Source organism: Phenylobacterium sp. (assembly GCF_030651185.1).
In the GTDB taxonomy this organism is placed as follows: Bacteria; Pseudomonadota; Alphaproteobacteria; order Caulobacterales; family Caulobacteraceae; genus Phenylobacterium.
In genome coordinates this window covers 36,362-51,395 of the sequence record NZ_JAUSCJ010000029.1, presented here as the reverse complement: position 1 = coordinate 51,395, position 15,034 = coordinate 36,362, and the positions used below count along the sequence as shown (strand labels likewise).

The following is a 15,034-nucleotide window of genomic DNA, read 5'->3' as shown; positions in this document are numbered from 1 at the left end:
CGGGGCGTGAGACACGCGGCGTGCGCTCGTCTTCGATGTCGGAAGAGATTGGCTGGGGAACTAGGACTCGAACCTAGAACGACGGTACCAAAAACCGCTGTGTTACCATTACACCATTCCCCAGCAGGAACGCCGCTGAGCCGGGGCCCGCGCGAGGGCGTGGAGATAGCGCAAGCCTTCTTAGGATGCAACGGGCTTCCAGGGTCGCTTGCGGCGCGGAAAACGCTCCTCTATAAGCCCCCTCCTCAAGTCGGAGTGTGGCTCAGTCTGGTAGAGCACCGCGTTCGGGACGCGGGGGTCGCAGGTTCGAATCCTGCCACTCCGACCAATTCTTCCCTCGCTAACGCGGGGGGATTTTCCCGCGCCCAATTGGCCCCGAGAAGTCCGCCGGTTAGGCGGATAGCGGCCCTGGCGCCTGGCTCTCCGAGAGCCACCAACCTGGCCTCATACGTCCACTTCGCCTGCCGCTCTCTGGAGCCATTCCAGAAGTGTGACTTTCGCCTTCTGCCCCTGAGAACAGGGAAATAACAGGGGAGCCCAAAAGGCGGCGACCGCCGGTGGGCGCCGACGGTCGCGATCGCATCTACGATGTGTTGGCGGAGTTCTATGACAACACCCTGGTCACCCGGCTCACCAACAAGCAGGCGGGCGCCATCGTGCTAATCATGCAGCGGCTGCACGAAGACGATCTCGTCGGCCACGTGCTGGAGAAGGACGATTGGGAGGTCGTCACCCTGCGCGCTTCCCATCGCTACGCTCCATGCCAGGAGAGCCGTCAGGCATGCCGGGGACTGAGATTCCGATCGCTTTGGGGCGGTCGGGCGGGACGTCCACCAGCAGTTCGCGCGCGGCATGGGGCTCGGGCGGGTGGCCGCGGGCCAACTTGCGTCGGCATTGCGCGTGGGTCATCCCCATTGTGTTCGCGCCGCCGCTCTTTTCGGCGCCGTGGCTATGAGTTGCGCCTTCTCCCATCGTGTCGAGCATTTGCCGGCACGACGCGAGCTGCTCGGAGGTGGGCGGGCTGGTGGTGGCGCATGCCGAAACGCTCACGGCTAGAGCCAAGGCGCCGAAGAGGCTTATGGTTTTGGTCATTTTCTGAGCCCCTGAGATTGACGATCTTCAGTCTTTTTTAGAGCTGCTCGCGAACTCCGCTATTATCCACATCAACGTCCATGCGCACCCGCGTTTTGGGTTCGCACCTCAGGGCTGTGCACTCCGGCGCTTCTCCCCTGCGAGTCCAGTGGCCCCGCAGACCAACAGACTGGGTTCCGCTGTGATCGAGGCCCATCGGCAGGGCATCAGATCGAGAGCCATTGACCACAGATAAGGGATCGACCGTCCTGTTGCGTATGTTCGACAGAGACCGATCTCAGCCAATGGGAATTTGATGATGCGTAGACACCTCACCTTCGCAGGCCTTGCCGCCAGCGCCGCATTGCTTATCGCGGGCCAGGCCGCCGCTCATGCCCACCTCGTGACATCGACCCCGGACGCCAACGCGACGGTTGCGTCGCCGACGGTCATCAGCCTGACCTTCAACGAGAAGCTGACGCCCGCGTTCTCCAAATTCGAGCTCAGCATGCCCGCGATGAACGGCATGAAGGTCAAGATGAAAACCACCGTGTCCAAGGACCACCTGACCATCGTGGGCAAGCCCCAGGGCAAGCTGATGCCGGGCGCCTATGTGATCACCTGGCACGCGGCGTCCGACGACGGTCACAAGATGGACGGCGTCGTCCCCTTCACGGTGAAATAGCGCGTGCTCGAGCCTGCGGTCATCGTCCTCAGGCTTTTGCAATTCGCAGGTGCGATGGTCCTCTTCGGATCATCGCTCTTCCTGATCTACGCCCTGCCCCAGGACGGCGCGGGATCAGGTGCGGAGCTGGGCTGGCCGCGAAAGGTTCTGGCCTGGTCCGCCGGTGTCGTGCTGGCGGCCAGTGTGGTGGGCCTTCTGGCCCACACCTCGATCCTCGCCGGATCAATCCGTGAGGGCATGACGGCATCGTCCCTGTCGGCCGTGACGACCACCATGTCGATGGGGCCTTCCACGTTGATCCGGGCTGGCGCCGCGGCGCTGGCGCTGGTGGTCCTGGCGCGGCGGGTCAGCCGCGCAACCTGGCAGCTCTCCGCCGGCCTGGGCGCCGTCGTTAGCGCGAGCTTCGCCTGGATGGGCCATGGCGCCGCCACCGAGGGCGCGCCGGGCCTGCTGCACCTGAGCGCCGATATCCTTCACACCCTGGCTGCGGGCGCCTGGATCGGCGCGCTTGTGGGGTTCTTCCTTCTGCTTCGACCCCGGGCGCCATCGGTCACTCTGGACGGAGTGCTGCATAAGGCCCTCCACGGCTTCTCCGGCGTCGGCACGGGCCTGGTCGCCGTGATTGTCGCCACCGGGCTGGTCAACAGCTGGTTCCTGGTCGGACCCGCCCGCATTTCCGGCCTTTGGACCACACCGTATGGCCAACTGCTCTCGTTGAAGCTCGTGCTGTTCGTCAGCATGCTGGCGCTTGCGGCCGCCAACCGCTTCCGCCTGACGCCAGCGCTGGGGGCGGCCATCGACGGCGGCCAGGCAAGCGGTCAGGCGCTCGACGCACTGCGCCGCAGCCTGCTCATTGAGACCGCTCTTTCCATCCTGGTGCTGGGCCTGGTGGCCTGGCTCGGCACGTTGGCCCCGGTCTCCGCCGGGTAGTCGCCGCCTCGGTCGTCCAGGGGCGCTAGAAGAAGCTGCGCACGCCGAACACCACGCTCTTGTCCTCGACGCCCTCACCCAGGGCGCGGGCATAGTCGGCGGTCCGGCCGACTTTCCGCTCCCAGGAGACGCCTATATAGGGCGCGAACTCGCGCCGGATCTCGTAGCGAAGGCGCAGGCCGAGTTCGGCGTTTGACAGGCCTGACCCCGTGCCCGTGGCGCGGTTGTCCTGGGCGGCGAAATTCAGCTCGGCGCGGGGCTGCAGGATCCAGCGGTTGGTCAGCCGGAGATCGTAGCTGCCCTCCAGCCGTCCGAGCAGGTCGCCCTTGGTCGAGAGGAATGCCGCGCCCTCGACCTCGAACCAATAGGGCAGCAGAGTTTCGAAGCCGACGGTGGCATAGGTGCGTCCGCGGGGCTCGAAGTCCTGCCGCACGCCAACCTGGACGTCGGTGTAGACGCCCACCGCGCGCGAATAGAGCGCCTGCAGCTCGGCGCTCTCGACACCTTCCCCCGATGTGCCCTCGCCTTCGGTCTTGACGACGAAGCGGTCGATGTCGCCGCCGAACCAAGCCTCGCCTTCCCAGCGGTAGCCGTCAGCGCCCCTACGCGCCTGGTGCTCGGCGAGGCTGACCATCACCTTGGAGACCGGCATCGCGCCGTGCTCTTGCCGCAGTTGAGTCCTAGCCGCCGCCATGGCTTCTGGCGGGAAGTAGCGGTCGGCCGCGTGGTCCGCGGGGGCCGCCGGCGGGGGCGTCTTTGGGACCTCGATCTCGCTCAGCAACCGCTGGCTGCCGGTGGCGCCAGGCATGACCATTTCCGGCATGGCGGCATGATCCATGGGCGGCGCTTCGGCCGCCATTGTGTGCCCGGCGTGCGGGTCGGGCGCGGTAGGCATCGTGTGGCCCGCGTGGGGATCGGCCGCCGGGGCCGGGTTGGCGTGCCCGGCGTGGGGCTCCGCCACCGCTGCCGGCTTTGGGGCCGGTTTCCTGGTCTTGGCCGTCTTGGCCGGAGCCTTTTTCGGCGTTGTCGTCGTAGTCGCCGGCATGCTCATGCCGTGCATCTTCGAGTGATCCATCGGCTGTGCCAGGGCTGGCGCGGCCAGGACGAGCGGCACGAGCGCGATCAGAGCGAGACGGTTCATGCCGCACCTCCAGCGAGGGGCCGAACGCTGAACACCTGAAACATGCCGCCATGCATGTGGTAGAGCATGTGGCAGTGGAACGCCCAGTCACCGGCTTCCGCCGTGAAGTCCCAGGACACCTTTCCCCCCGGCAGCACGGCCACCGTGTGCTTCATCGGTCCGTGGCCAGCCGGCGCATGGGTCAACTCGAAGAAGTGGCCGTGCAAGTGTATGGGGTGGGCCATCATCGTGTCATTGATCAAGGTGACCCGCACCCGCTCACCCGCCTCGAAGGCGTAGGGCTGGGTGGTCTCGCTGAACTTCAGACCGTCGAACCCCCACATGAACCGCTCCATGTTGCCGGTCAGGTGGATGTCCAGCGCGCGGGTCGGCGGGCGAAGGTCTGCGTTGGGGGTCAGGGCGAAGAGGTCCTTGTAGACCAGCACCCGGTGACCCACTCTCTCGAGACCCTGACCAGGCTCGCCGGTGCGGTCGACCGGCAGGGGCGCGATCGACTGCACGCCAGGCCCCATCTTTACCTGTGGCGCAAATTGGGGGTCGCGCATGGACATCTCCATGCCACCCATGTCGCCCATCACATCGGAGCCGCGGGGCTTTGGCGGAGCCATTCCGGGGAGCGGCGCCATACCGGGCATCGCCGCCATGTCGTGCCCCATGGCGGCATGGTCCATGCCGGCCATCGCGGGACCGGTTTCGGCCGCGCCCGTCCCGTGCATGGCGCTCATGTCCATTCCCATGTCCTTCATGGTCGAGAGCGGCCGCCGCCTCAGTGGTGGAACGGACGCCGTCATCCCAGGGCGTGGCGCGAGGGTCGCCCGGCCCATTCCCGAGCGGTCCACCGCCTCGGCCACCAGGGTGAAGGCCGCGTCCTCCGAAGGCTGGACGATCACGTCGTAGGTCTCGGCGTTGGCGATCTGAAACTCGTCCACCTCGACCGGCCGCACATTCTGACCGTCAGCGGCCACGACGGTCATCTTCAGGCCCGGAATGCGCACATTGAAAATCATCTGCGCGGCAGCGTTGATGAAGCGCAGCCGAACGCGTTCGCCGGGCGTAAACAGGCCCGTCCAGTTGTCCGCCGGGCCGTGGCCGTTGATAAGGAACTTGAGGGACGCGCCGGTTACGTCGGAGATGTCAGTCGGGTCCATGAGCATCTTGGCCCATTCGGCCCGCTCCTGGAGCGTCTGGTCCTTACCTGCGAGGAGACCGGCGACGGTCTGCTTCTGATAGTTGAAGACCCCGCCTTGCTGCTTCATCCGCTTGAAGATCTGGTGCGGGTGCATGAAGCTGTAGTCTGACAGCACGATGACATGCTCGCGGTCGTAGCCCACCGGGTCGGGCCCGGCTGGGTCGATGATGATCGGCCCATAATGGCCCTCGGCCTCCTGGAGACCGGAGTGGCTGTGGTACCAGTAGGTGCCGGACTGCTTGAGCGGGAACTCATAGACGAAGGTTTGGCCGGGCTTGATGCCGGGGAAGGTGACGCCTGGCACGCCATCCATCTGGAAAGGCACCAGAAGGCCGTGCCAGTGGATGGAGGTGTCCTCCTGCAGGTGATTGGTCACCGAAAGGCGAACCTTCTGGCCTTCCTTGAAGCGCAGCAGGGGCCCCGGGACGGTGCCGTTGATGGTCACGACGTGCCCAACTCGGCCATCCACCTTCAGCTCTGAATGACCGATGCGCAGATCGACATTGGGTCCCGTCAGCGTAGGCAGGGTCGGCGCGGCTCCCTGCGTCGCGCTCTGCGCCCACCCTGGCAGCAGTGTGCTGAGCGCCGCACCGCCACCGATCGCGCTCACGCCGCGCAACAGCTCCCGGCGATCAAAATCCTTCATGATGGTCCATGGTCCCATGAAAACAGCTGTCGCAGGGATAAGCCGCCGCACTGCGAGGAATACGCGCGAGGGCGGCCATGGGCCTCATGACACGCGCCGAAATTCGAATGTCGCCGCCGGGGCAAACCACATTCAGAGCCTGACGGCCCGGAGCCGCAGGGCGTTGGTGATCACGCTCACCGATGACAACGCCATGGCCGCAGCGGCGATCTGGGGCGACAGCAGCCAGCCGAACACCGGATAAAGCACGCCTGCGGCGACCGGGACTCCGGCCACGTTGTAGATGAAGGCGAACACAAGGTTCTGGCGGATGTTGCGCATCACAATGCGGGACAGGCGCCTTGCGCGGACCAGGCCCTGCAGATCACCCTTCAGAAGGGTCACCCCCGCACTCTCGATCGCCACGTCGGACCCAGCGCCCATGGCGACGCCGACGTCGGCGGCGGCTAGCGCTGGCGCGTCATTAACCCCATCACCGGCCATGGCCACGACCCGGCCTTCGGCCCGCAGCTTCTGCACCACCTTGGCCTTGTCCTGAGGCAGCACCTCAGCCTCGACCTCCTCGATGCCCAGCTTCCTGGCGACGGCGAGAGCCATCGTGCGGTTGTCGCCGGTCATCATCACCAGCCGGACGCCATCGGCAAGCAGCGCCCGCACCGCGTCTGGCGTGGTCGGCTTGATCGGGTCGGCGATCCCGAGGACGCCGGCCAGCCGTCCGTCGATCGCGGCGAAGACAGCCGTCGTTCCGTCCTGCCGCAGCGCCTCGGCCTCAGCCAGCAACAGGCCCATATCGATGCCCTGCTCGGCCATCAGCGGCGCGCCGCCGAGCACGACCTTCCTGCCGTCCACAATGCCGATCACGCCCCGGCCAACTGGAGAGTCGAAGTCGGTTGCCTCCGAAAGCGTGAGACCACGGTCCTTCGCCGCCCGCAGCACGGCGTCGGCGAGCGGATGCTCGCTGCCGCGCTCGAGGCTGGCCGCCAGCCGGAGGAGTTCACTTTCCTCGATGCCCGCGGCCGTCTTGATGGCGGTGACGGCCGGTCGCCCCTCAGTGAGGGTGCCGGTCTTGTCGATCACCAGGGTGTCCACCTTCTCGAAGCGCTCGAGGGCCTCTGCGTTCTTGATCAGCACACCCTCGCGGGCGCCCCGGCCGACACCGACCATGATCGACATGGGCGTCGCCAGGCCGAGCGCGCAGGGGCAGGCGATGATCAACACCGACACCGCCGCCACCAGAGCATAGGCCAAGCGCGGCTCAGGACCGACCAGCGCCCAGATCAAACCTGCGAGCAAAGCGACGGCGATGACGGCGGGCACGAACCAGCCCGCCACGGTATCGGCCAGACGCTGGATCGGCGCGCGGCTGCGCTGCGCCTCCGCGACCATCTGGACGATGCGCGACAACAGCGTGTCGGCGCCCACCTTCTCGGCCCGCATGATGAATGAGCCGGTCTTGTTCAGGGACCCGGCGATAACCTTGCCTTCGGCCTCCTTGGTCACCGGCATGGACTCCCCGGTGACCAGGGACTCGTCGATCGACGCCCGCCCTTCGGTCAGGGCGCCGTCCACGGGGATCTTCTCGCCGGGCCGCACGCGAAGGCGGTCGCCGACCTGGATAAGATCGAGGGTGACCTCCTCGTCGGTTCCGTCGTCGCGGATACGGCGCGCGGTCTTGGGCGCAAGGTTGAGCAGGGCCTTGATCGCGCCGGAGGTCTGCTCGCGGGCGCGCAGTTCCAGCACCTGGCCCAGCAACACCAGCACGGTGATGACCGCGGCAGCCTCGAAATAGACCGGCACGGCGCCGGACATGTCCCGGAAGGCCGGCGGGAACAGCCCGGGCGCCAGCACCGCGGCCACACTGTAGACCCAGGCGACACCGACCCCCATGGCGATCAGCGTGAACATGTTGAGATGACGGGTGACGAGCGACGTCCAGCCACGCTGGAAGAACGGCCAGCCGGCCCACAGCACCACCGGCGTGGCCAGCGCGAATTGGATCCAGTGAGACGTGTGCGAGCTGACAAATCCCATCAGGCCGGGGATGTGCCCGCCCATCTCCAGGACGAAAACCGGCACGGCCAGCACCAATCCGATCCAGAAGCGCCGGCTCATATCGGCCAGTTCCGGATTTGGACCGCTGTCGGCAGTTATCGTTTCCGGCTCCAGGGCCATGCCGCAGATCGGGCAGGACCCTGGACCGACCTGGCGGATCTCGGGATGCATCGGACAAGTATAGATCGCGCCGGGGTTCGCTGGCGGCTGCGCGGCGGCCGTTGGCTCTAGGTAACGGACCGGATCGGCCTGGAACTTGGTGCGGCATCCGGCGGAGCAGAAGTGGAAGTCGTGCCCGCCATGCTCGGCGTGATGGGGCGTCGTCAACGGATCGACCGTCATCCCGCACACAGGATCGATCACCGTCGAGCGCGGTTCAGCGGATTGGGGATGGGCGTGGTGTTGATGATCGGAACTCATCGCAAGCCTCTTTGCTGGACGCCAGCCCGGCGTGAGGGACATTTATATACCCCTGGTGGGTATTACAACCCATGCCCTACAGGGGTATATGTGGAACGCACGGAGGACCGACATTGATCCAGGACGACAAACCCAAGCTGCTGAACCGGCTGAACCGGATTGAGGGTCAGGTGCGCGGCATCTCGCGCATGGTCGAAGACGACCGCTACTGCATCGACGTGCTGACCCAGATCCAGGCTGTACGCGCGGCGCTGGCGAAGGTGGAAAGCGAGATGCTGAAAGCCCACCTCGACCATTGCATCGAGAGCGCCATTGTCAGCGGCGACACCGAGCAGCAGCGCCAGAAGGCGTCGGAGTTGATCACCCTGCTGGAGCGGACCCGTTGAGCTTTGTCAGCGGGGGTTAGCAGCCCAGCTTTCTTCCGCGTCTCGTTCCGGCTTGCGGGATCGGGCGGGTGTCCTTCGTATAGCTAGTAGGCTGCGGCAAAGGACACTGCGATGCGGGACGACCTGGACCATCTCATGTCGCGGTTGGCGGACGGCAGACCGGAGCGGTCACTGGACGGCTTCGAGCATGTCGTCCTCCAGGGCGTTGCGAGGCGTCGTGAAGACATTCAAGCCGCACGGGCCCTGACTCCCGCCCGGGTGGCTTCCATCGGCGTGGCGCTCGCGATCGGCGTGACGACAGGCGGCATGGCCGCGGCGAGCACACTCTCGCAACCGCCGCAGGTCAGCCCATTCTCGACGGTGGCGCATCTTGCGCCCTCCACCCTGCTCGAGGGGGAATGATGGCGGCTACCCGCGGCCTGCTGCTGACCATCGTGCTCTCTGTGGTCGCTGCGGCAGCGGGCGCTTGGGGCGGCGCGCGCTATGTTGTCGGCCAGATGCATCGCCCGGTATCGCTTCACCAGACGATGCACAAGAGCCTCGACCTGACGACAGAGCAAGACAGGCGGATCGGCGGCCTGGAGCGCGACTATGCCGTCCGCCGTCATGCGCTCGAAGCCGAAATGCGGGCCGCGAACGCTGATCTTGCTCAGGCCATTCAGGCGACCCACGCCTATACGCCGGCCGTGCAGCGGGCGATCGACCGATCTCACCAGGCGATGAGCGAGCTGCAGAAGCAGAGTATCCTGCACGTGCTGGCGATGCGTCAGGTTCTCACGTCCGAACAGACCGCAGGTTTCGACGACACAGTCGTAAAGGCGCTTACCGAAGACCCGTCGTGAGTGACGCTGCGGATCGAACCGATGCGGAGCTAGCGACAGCGGCTGCAACGGGAGATGAGCGTGCCTATGCGATCTTGGTCGGCCGCCACAAGGACGCCTTGTACCGACTTCTCCGTCGTTACCTGGGAGACGCTGACGAAGCCTATGAGGCGGCGCACGAGGCGTTCATCGCGGCGTGGAGCGCTTTGGCGCGCTACGATCCAGAGCGTCCCTTTGGAGCGTGGCTGCGGACCATCGCCATCAACAAAGCCCGCGATCGTGGTCGTCGGATCGCCGTGCGGCGATTGATCTTTGGATCCAAGTCCTTCGAGGACAGCGAGGCGCAGATCCGCCCGGACGCGACCATCTCAGCCGACGAGGCGATAATCGAGCAGGAACAGCTCGCCGAACTGGATCGCGCCATCGCCCGCCTGCCGTTGGCCCTTCGGGCGCCGCTGATCCTGACCGCAATCGAAGGCCGTCCGCAGCAGGAAGCCGGCGAAATCCTCGGGATCAGCGCCAAGAGCGTCGAGACCCGGGTCTACCGCGCGCGCAAACTCCTCGCGCAGACCCTAGACGCCAGCCTGCGACCAGGCCGGTGAGCGCCAAGGGCGCCGGTCAGGTAACGAAGACCGGTGCAAACCCGCCGCCAGGCGTTCTGAAATTCGTGGTCTGGCCTTGATATACCCGCGCAGCGGTCAGGAGCGGCGCACCCTTGTAAGTGTAGAGCCGCACATCAAGCTTGAGCGCCTTGATCTCCCCGTCGATCCTGATCCGACGTTCGCTCGGCGCGGCTAGTTCCTGGGCGATATAGCCGCCTTGCTGAACCTCCTCCCACACGCCGCGCGTCATCTTGTCGCCGCGGTAGACCGCCTTGCCGCCATGGCCGCCCGCCGGCTTGAAAAAGTAGCGCTTGCGCGCCGACCACAGCTCATCGGCGTTCCCGGCCGTCACCATCACCGTTCGGGGGACGGCCGAAAGGCTCCGCCGCTGATCGGGCGTCAACTTGAAGGCGTTAGCGGCGACCGGATCCGACAGCAGGGTCAGGTTCCGCTTGTCGGCGAAGAGCGCGTGGTTGCGGGGGCCGGGCGTCAGCACGACGGCCCCGGCGATATAGGCTTCATGCAGGGATTCATGCCCCGCGTCGGTCAGCGCGAAATCGACCAGGCGGTTGTAGACGAGATCGACCGTCTCGCCCTCGTACTGCAAGAGACCGTCGGCGAAGCGAAGTTCACCGGGATCGACGATCCAGGCCTTCACGCCGTGGCGCTCGAAGAACCGCTGAGCCAGCAGAAATTCAGGAAACAAATACTGCTCCCGCGGTCGGTCATCGACGATGGCGATCGAGCGCGGCTGATCTGTCCGGCCCTGCGAGGACCACTCCGACAGGAACATTTCCCAGACCGCCGCCTCGAACTCGGCCATCGGCGCGGCGCGCATCGCGTCCTCGGCTTCGCGGCAACAGGCGCCCTGTGCGCGGGCGAGGAAGGCGTTCAGGAAGGCGCCGCCGGCGTTGGTGTTGACCTCGATCAGCTTGGGCCCATCGGCGCCAAGATGAAAATCGTAGCCCATGAAGGCCCCGCGCGGACCGAAGTCATGCCGCGCAATCGCAGGCGCCCACGCCAAGACCTGGGCTTGATAGGCAGGATCGGCGGCAGTCGCCTCAACAGCAGCGATCAGGTCGAGCATGGCCTTCAGGTCATGCTCCGCCAGGAACACCGGCATGGCCGCGAAGAGATGCGGCCGAGCCACGAGCAGAGCCGCCGCAAGGTCCGGATCGGACGCTTCAGACTGGATCGCCGTCAGCAGACCGGCGCTGTCCAAGGTGACGCAGAAGCACTCCCTGTTGAGCACCGCATCGCGATCCTCGGCTCCGAGTTCATCACCAGTCATGCAGGCTCCCCAGTGCGCGTTCCTGTTGCTGAGCGCCCAAAAGCCGCGAACGCGGCGACCGCCGCCCAAGCCACAATTGGTATGTCCGTTCTATCGAAGGGAGGATGTCTTCCCTGCATCGGGTCCGCTTTGATTCCGCTCAAGCCAGGGGGGATGCTAGGGTCACAAACCAGCCTATCCTCACGCATCGTCAGACCCGTAACGCGGAGTGTCTCATGCCTCGGACAACAAGCCCTCGGAACCGCGCCATGGGTACGGCAAGGATCGGCTTCGGGGCGCTTTTCGTAGCTGTCGTGATGACCGCGACCGCAACTGTAGCTGTGGCCCATCCGACAGGACCAGCCAAGCCGGCGGCATCGTCGCAACCTACCTACGATTCAGCCGCCGCCGGGGTCGTGGACGCCTTCCACGCAGCGCTTGAACGGGGCGACACAACAGCAGCGGCCGAGTACCTCTCCGACGCTCTCGTCGTCTTCGAAGAGGGCGAGGCCGAACGATCAAAGGCGGAGTACGCCGGTCACCACCTTCCCGCCGACGCCGTGTTCGCCAAGGCGGTCGGCTCGCACATGACTCGCCGAAGCGGTGGCTCCGGCGGTGATCTGGCATGGGTCGCCAGCGAAGGTCGAACGCAGGGTCGCTACAAGGACCGCGACATCGACCGGATCACGACAGAGACGATGGTCCTGCGGCGGGTGTCGGGCGCTTGGAAGATTGTCCACGTCCATTGGTCTTCAAAAGCGGCCATGCCGAAGCCTTAGGGCGGCGCTTCGGGTCCAACTCCTCTCGCGTCCCTTGCCTGTTGGGGCGCGGCCTAGTCGGGCTGGGCGGGATAGCCGGCGGCGGCCAGCGCCTGGATCACCTCGGCCGGGTCAGCCGACGTCGTGATCGACACAGCTTTCGTCCCCACATCAATGTCGATCTTGGCGTTGGTGTCCACGCTATGCACCGCCTGAGAGACGACGATCGCGCAATGGCCGCAAGTCATGTCCGGGACCTTTAGCTTCAACATTTCAAACTCCTCATATGCAGGCCGACGAAGGGCCGCAGGACCACCTTCGGGCTTCCCCCTGCTGGAAGGTCAAGCGGCGATTTCTCCGAAATTTTGGTGACGATCCTAGGATCGGCGCGGCTGCCGAGGACTGTCGTTTGGTCAATATTTTCCATCGCTTGAAGCGAAGAGAATAAATCTCAAACACCCCCATTGACCCTCCAGTGACTGGAAGCATTAGACCTCGGGTCGAACGATACTCAGAGGACCAGTTCCATGAACGCTCCCTCCAACCTGACCGGCGTCTCGGTCAGACAAAACTTCCCGATCGCCGGTATGACCTGCGCGTCCTGCGTGCGCCGTGTCGAACTCGCCATCGCCAAGGCGCCGGGCGTGGCCGCCGCGACCGTGAACCTCGCGACCGAAGCCGCCGACGTCACCTTCGACGTCGGTGTCAAACCTGACGCCGCCGGGGTGATCGCCGCGATCATGGGGGCTGGCTATGAGGTTCCCGTCGAAACCTCGGAAGTGGAGATCGAGGGCATGACCTGCGCCTCGTGCGTGCGCCGGGTCGAGCTCGCCATCGCCGCAGTCCCCGGCGTGCTCAAGGCCTCGGTCAACCTCGCAACGGAACGCGCCACGATCGAGACCCTAGCCGGCGACGCGCCCCGGGGGGCCATCGACGCGGCCATCCGCAAGGCGGGCTATGAGCCTCGTCGCAGCGGCGCCGGCGCCGCCGCGACCACCGACAGCAGGGAGGAAGCCCGCGACCGCGAGATGTCTCACCTCAAGCGCGATCTCGGGATCGCCGGGGTGCTGACCCTGCCGATCTTCGTGCTCGAGATGGGAGCGCACGTGATCCCGGCGCTACATCATTGGCTGACGATGACCCTTGGCCAGCAACCGCTCTATATCGCCTTCTTCGTGCTGGCGACGATCGTGCAGTTCGGTCCGGGCCTGCGCTTCTACAGGAAGGGCGTGCCGGCCCTGGCGCGCCTGGCGCCTGACATGAACTCGCTGGTGGTGCTCGGCTCGACGGCGGCCTGGGCCTATTCGGTGGTCGCGGTCTTCTCGCCGGCGGTGCTGCCGTCCGGGACGGCCAACGTCTATTTCGAAGCCTCGGCGGTGATCATCACCCTGATCCTGTTGGGCCGCGTCCTCGAGGCCAAGGCCAAGGGGCGCACAAGCGAGGCGATCAAGCGGCTGATGGGCCTGCAGGCCAAGTCGGCCCGGGTGGAGCGCAACGGCGAATTCGTCGACGTGGCGCTCGAGGACGTCACCGCCGGCGATGTCATCCAGGTGCGCCCGGGCGACAAGGTTCCCGTCGACGGCGTGGTGCTGTCTGGCTCGTCGTTCGTCGACGAAGCCATGATCTCCGGCGAGCCGATCCCGGTCATTAAGGAGGCGGGGGCCGAGGTGATCGGCGGCACGATCAACAAGACCGGCAGCTTCACCTATCGCGCCACCAAGGTCGGGGCGGACACGCTGCTCGCCCAGATCATCCGCATGGTCGAGACCGCGCAGGGCTCCAAGCTGCCGATCCAGGCCCTGGTCGACAAGGTCACCGCCTGGTTCGTGCCAGCGGTCATGGTCGCGGCCGCCCTTACCTTCGCCGTCTGGCTGGTGTTCGGGCCGCAGCCGGGCGTCGCCTTCGCGCTGGTCAATGCGGTGGCGGTGCTGATCATCGCCTGCCCGTGCGCCATGGGGCTAGCCACGCCGACTTCGATCATGGTCGGCACCGGCCGGGCCGCCGAACTGGGCGTTCTGTTCCGCAACGGCGGGGCGCTGCAGTCGCTGAAGTCCGTCCAGGTGGTTGCGCTGGACAAGACTGGCACGCTCACTGCCGGCAAGCCGGTGATGACGGATCTGGAAGTCGTTGAAGGCTTTGAGCGTGCTCAGGTCCTATCTCTGGTCGCCGCCGTCGAGCTGCAGTCCGAACACCCTGTGGCAGCCGCCATCGTCAACGCGGCCGAGGCCGAAGGGCTCGCCCTCGACGAGGTCAGCGCCTTCGATGCTGTGCCCGGCTATGGCGTCAACGCCATGGTCCGCGGCCATCGCGTCGCTGTCGGCGCAGACCGCCACATGGCCCAGCTGGGTATCGACGTACGGCCGTTCGCCGAGACCGCTGTCCGCATGGGCGAGATGGCCAAGACCCCGCTCTATGCCGCCATCGACGGCAAGCTGGCCGCCGTGATCGCCGTCTCCGACCCGATCAAGCCGACCACGCCGCAGGCCATCCGCGCCCTGCATGACATGGGCCTCAAGGTGGCGATGATCACCGGCGACAACCGTCGCACGGCGGAGGCCATCGCCGCCCAACTCGGCATCGATGAGGTGGTCGCCGAAGTGCTGCCGGACGGAAAGGTTGAGGCCATCAAGCGCCTGCGCGCAGGCGGCCGGGCCGTGACCTTCGTCGGCGATGGCATCAACGATGCACCGGCCCTAGCTGAGGCCGATGTCGGCGTCGCCATCGGCACCGGCACGGACGTGGCCATCGAGAGCGCTGACGTGGTGCTCATGTCCGGCGACTTGCTGGGCGTGAGCAACGCGATCGCTTTGTCGAAGGCGACCATCGCCAACATCCGCCAAAACCTGTTCTGGGCCTTCGCCTACAATGCCAGCCTGATTCCGGTAGCCGCGGGCGTCCTCTATCCCATCAGCGGCACGCTGCTGTCACCGATGCTGGCGGCCGGCGCCATGGCCCTCTCGAGCGTCTTTGTGCTGGGCAACGCCATGCGGCTGAAGCGCTTCAAGGCGCCGATGCGTGTCGCCGCCGGTCCCGTCGTGGCGGCTAGCCGGTGATCCCCTCGGC

At 66.0% G+C, this 15,034-nt stretch carries 14 protein-coding genes and 2 tRNA genes; 9 read left to right on the top strand and 7 right to left on the bottom strand.

Annotated features, from left to right (window positions below; genetic code table 11):
• Positions 1-49: 49 nt before the first annotated feature.
• Positions 50-123 (bottom strand) — tRNA-Gln (locus Q7J39_RS13485).
• Between the two features lie 128 nt (positions 124-251).
• Between Q7J39_RS13485 and Q7J39_RS13480 the strand changes: the two genes are divergently transcribed.
• Positions 252-328: transfer RNA gene (locus Q7J39_RS13480), tRNA-Pro, on the top strand.
• A gap of 401 nt (positions 329-729) precedes the next feature.
• Here the strand turns inward: Q7J39_RS13480 and Q7J39_RS13475 are convergent.
• Entirely contained in the window at positions 730-1,092 is a 363-nt protein-coding gene (locus Q7J39_RS13475; RefSeq protein ID WP_304825821.1) for a DUF411 domain-containing protein, read from the bottom strand.
• Positions 1,093-1,387: 295 nt separating this feature from the next.
• Here Q7J39_RS13475 and copC point away from each other — a divergent pair, with 295 nt between their 5' ends.
• Positions 1,388-1,756 (top strand): copper homeostasis periplasmic binding protein CopC, encoded by a 369-nt coding sequence (gene copC, locus Q7J39_RS13470; protein ID WP_304825818.1) that lies wholly within the window; start codon positions 1,388-1,390, stop codon positions 1,754-1,756.
• Positions 1,757-1,759: 3 nt separating this feature from the next.
• A complete protein-coding gene (gene copD / locus Q7J39_RS13465) occupies positions 1,760-2,686 on the top strand; it encodes a copper homeostasis membrane protein CopD (protein ID WP_304825815.1) in 927 nt (308 codons plus the stop codon).
• A 25-nt stretch (positions 2,687-2,711) separates the two neighbouring features.
• Here copD and Q7J39_RS13460 read toward each other — a convergent pair whose 3' ends face one another.
• The 3 genes from Q7J39_RS13460 to Q7J39_RS13450 all read right to left on the bottom strand — a co-directional run bounded on the left by Q7J39_RS13460 (position 2,712) and on the right by Q7J39_RS13450 (position 8,134).
• Positions 2,712-3,827, bottom strand: a complete 1,116-nt coding sequence (locus tag Q7J39_RS13460; RefSeq protein WP_304825811.1) for a copper resistance protein B — start codon at positions 3,825-3,827, stop codon at positions 2,712-2,714.
• Positions 3,824-5,662, bottom strand: coding sequence for a copper resistance system multicopper oxidase (locus Q7J39_RS13455; RefSeq protein WP_304825803.1), 1,839 nt, complete (start codon positions 5,660-5,662; stop codon positions 3,824-3,826). Before Q7J39_RS13455 ends, Q7J39_RS13460 begins: the two co-directional genes overlap by 4 nt.
• Positions 5,663-5,794: 132 nt before the next feature.
• On the bottom strand, positions 5,795-8,134 hold the full coding sequence (locus Q7J39_RS13450; protein ID WP_304826597.1) for a heavy metal translocating P-type ATPase: 2,340 nt from the start codon (positions 8,132-8,134) through the stop codon (positions 5,795-5,797).
• Between the two features lie 113 nt (positions 8,135-8,247).
• Between Q7J39_RS13450 and Q7J39_RS13445 the strand changes: the two genes are divergently transcribed.
• From Q7J39_RS13445 to Q7J39_RS13430, 4 genes are all read left to right on the top strand, one after another.
• Positions 8,248-8,520 (top strand): metal-sensitive transcriptional regulator, encoded by a 273-nt coding sequence (locus tag Q7J39_RS13445; RefSeq protein ID WP_304825800.1) that lies wholly within the window; start codon positions 8,248-8,250, stop codon positions 8,518-8,520.
• A gap of 111 nt (positions 8,521-8,631) precedes the next feature.
• Positions 8,632-8,922 carry a hypothetical protein gene (locus tag Q7J39_RS13440; protein WP_304825797.1) on the top strand — a complete coding sequence of 97 codons (291 nt, stop codon included), beginning with the start codon at positions 8,632-8,634 and terminating at the stop codon, positions 8,920-8,922.
• Positions 8,919-9,362: a periplasmic heavy metal sensor gene (locus tag Q7J39_RS13435; protein WP_304825795.1), complete on the top strand. Its 444-nt coding sequence runs from the start codon at positions 8,919-8,921 to the stop codon at positions 9,360-9,362. Before Q7J39_RS13440 ends, Q7J39_RS13435 begins: the two co-directional genes overlap by 4 nt.
• Complete coding sequence (locus Q7J39_RS13430; protein WP_304825791.1) at positions 9,359-9,943, top strand: RNA polymerase sigma factor; 585 nt, start codon at positions 9,359-9,361, stop codon at positions 9,941-9,943. Before Q7J39_RS13435 ends, Q7J39_RS13430 begins: the two co-directional genes overlap by 4 nt.
• 16 nt (positions 9,944-9,959) lie before the next feature.
• Here Q7J39_RS13430 and Q7J39_RS13425 read toward each other — a convergent pair whose 3' ends face one another.
• On the bottom strand, positions 9,960-11,234 hold the full coding sequence (locus Q7J39_RS13425) for a hypothetical protein (protein WP_304825788.1): 1,275 nt from the start codon (positions 11,232-11,234) through the stop codon (positions 9,960-9,962).
• A gap of 248 nt (positions 11,235-11,482) precedes the next feature.
• On the opposite strand from Q7J39_RS13425, the gene Q7J39_RS13420 reads away from it, so the two are divergent.
• Positions 11,483-11,992: a nuclear transport factor 2 family protein gene (locus tag Q7J39_RS13420; protein WP_304825785.1), complete on the top strand. Its 510-nt coding sequence runs from the start codon at positions 11,483-11,485 to the stop codon at positions 11,990-11,992.
• 53 nt (positions 11,993-12,045) lie between these two features.
• On the opposite strand, the gene Q7J39_RS13415 is transcribed toward Q7J39_RS13420, so the two are convergent.
• On the bottom strand, positions 12,046-12,243 hold the full coding sequence (locus Q7J39_RS13415) for a heavy-metal-associated domain-containing protein (protein WP_293497018.1): 198 nt from the start codon (positions 12,241-12,243) through the stop codon (positions 12,046-12,048).
• A gap of 255 nt (positions 12,244-12,498) precedes the next feature.
• Between Q7J39_RS13415 and Q7J39_RS13410 the strand changes: the two genes are divergently transcribed.
• Positions 12,499-15,024 carry a heavy metal translocating P-type ATPase gene (locus Q7J39_RS13410; RefSeq protein ID WP_304825782.1) on the top strand — a complete coding sequence of 842 codons (2,526 nt, stop codon included), beginning with the start codon at positions 12,499-12,501 and terminating at the stop codon, positions 15,022-15,024.
• Positions 15,025-15,034 lie beyond the last annotated feature (10 nt).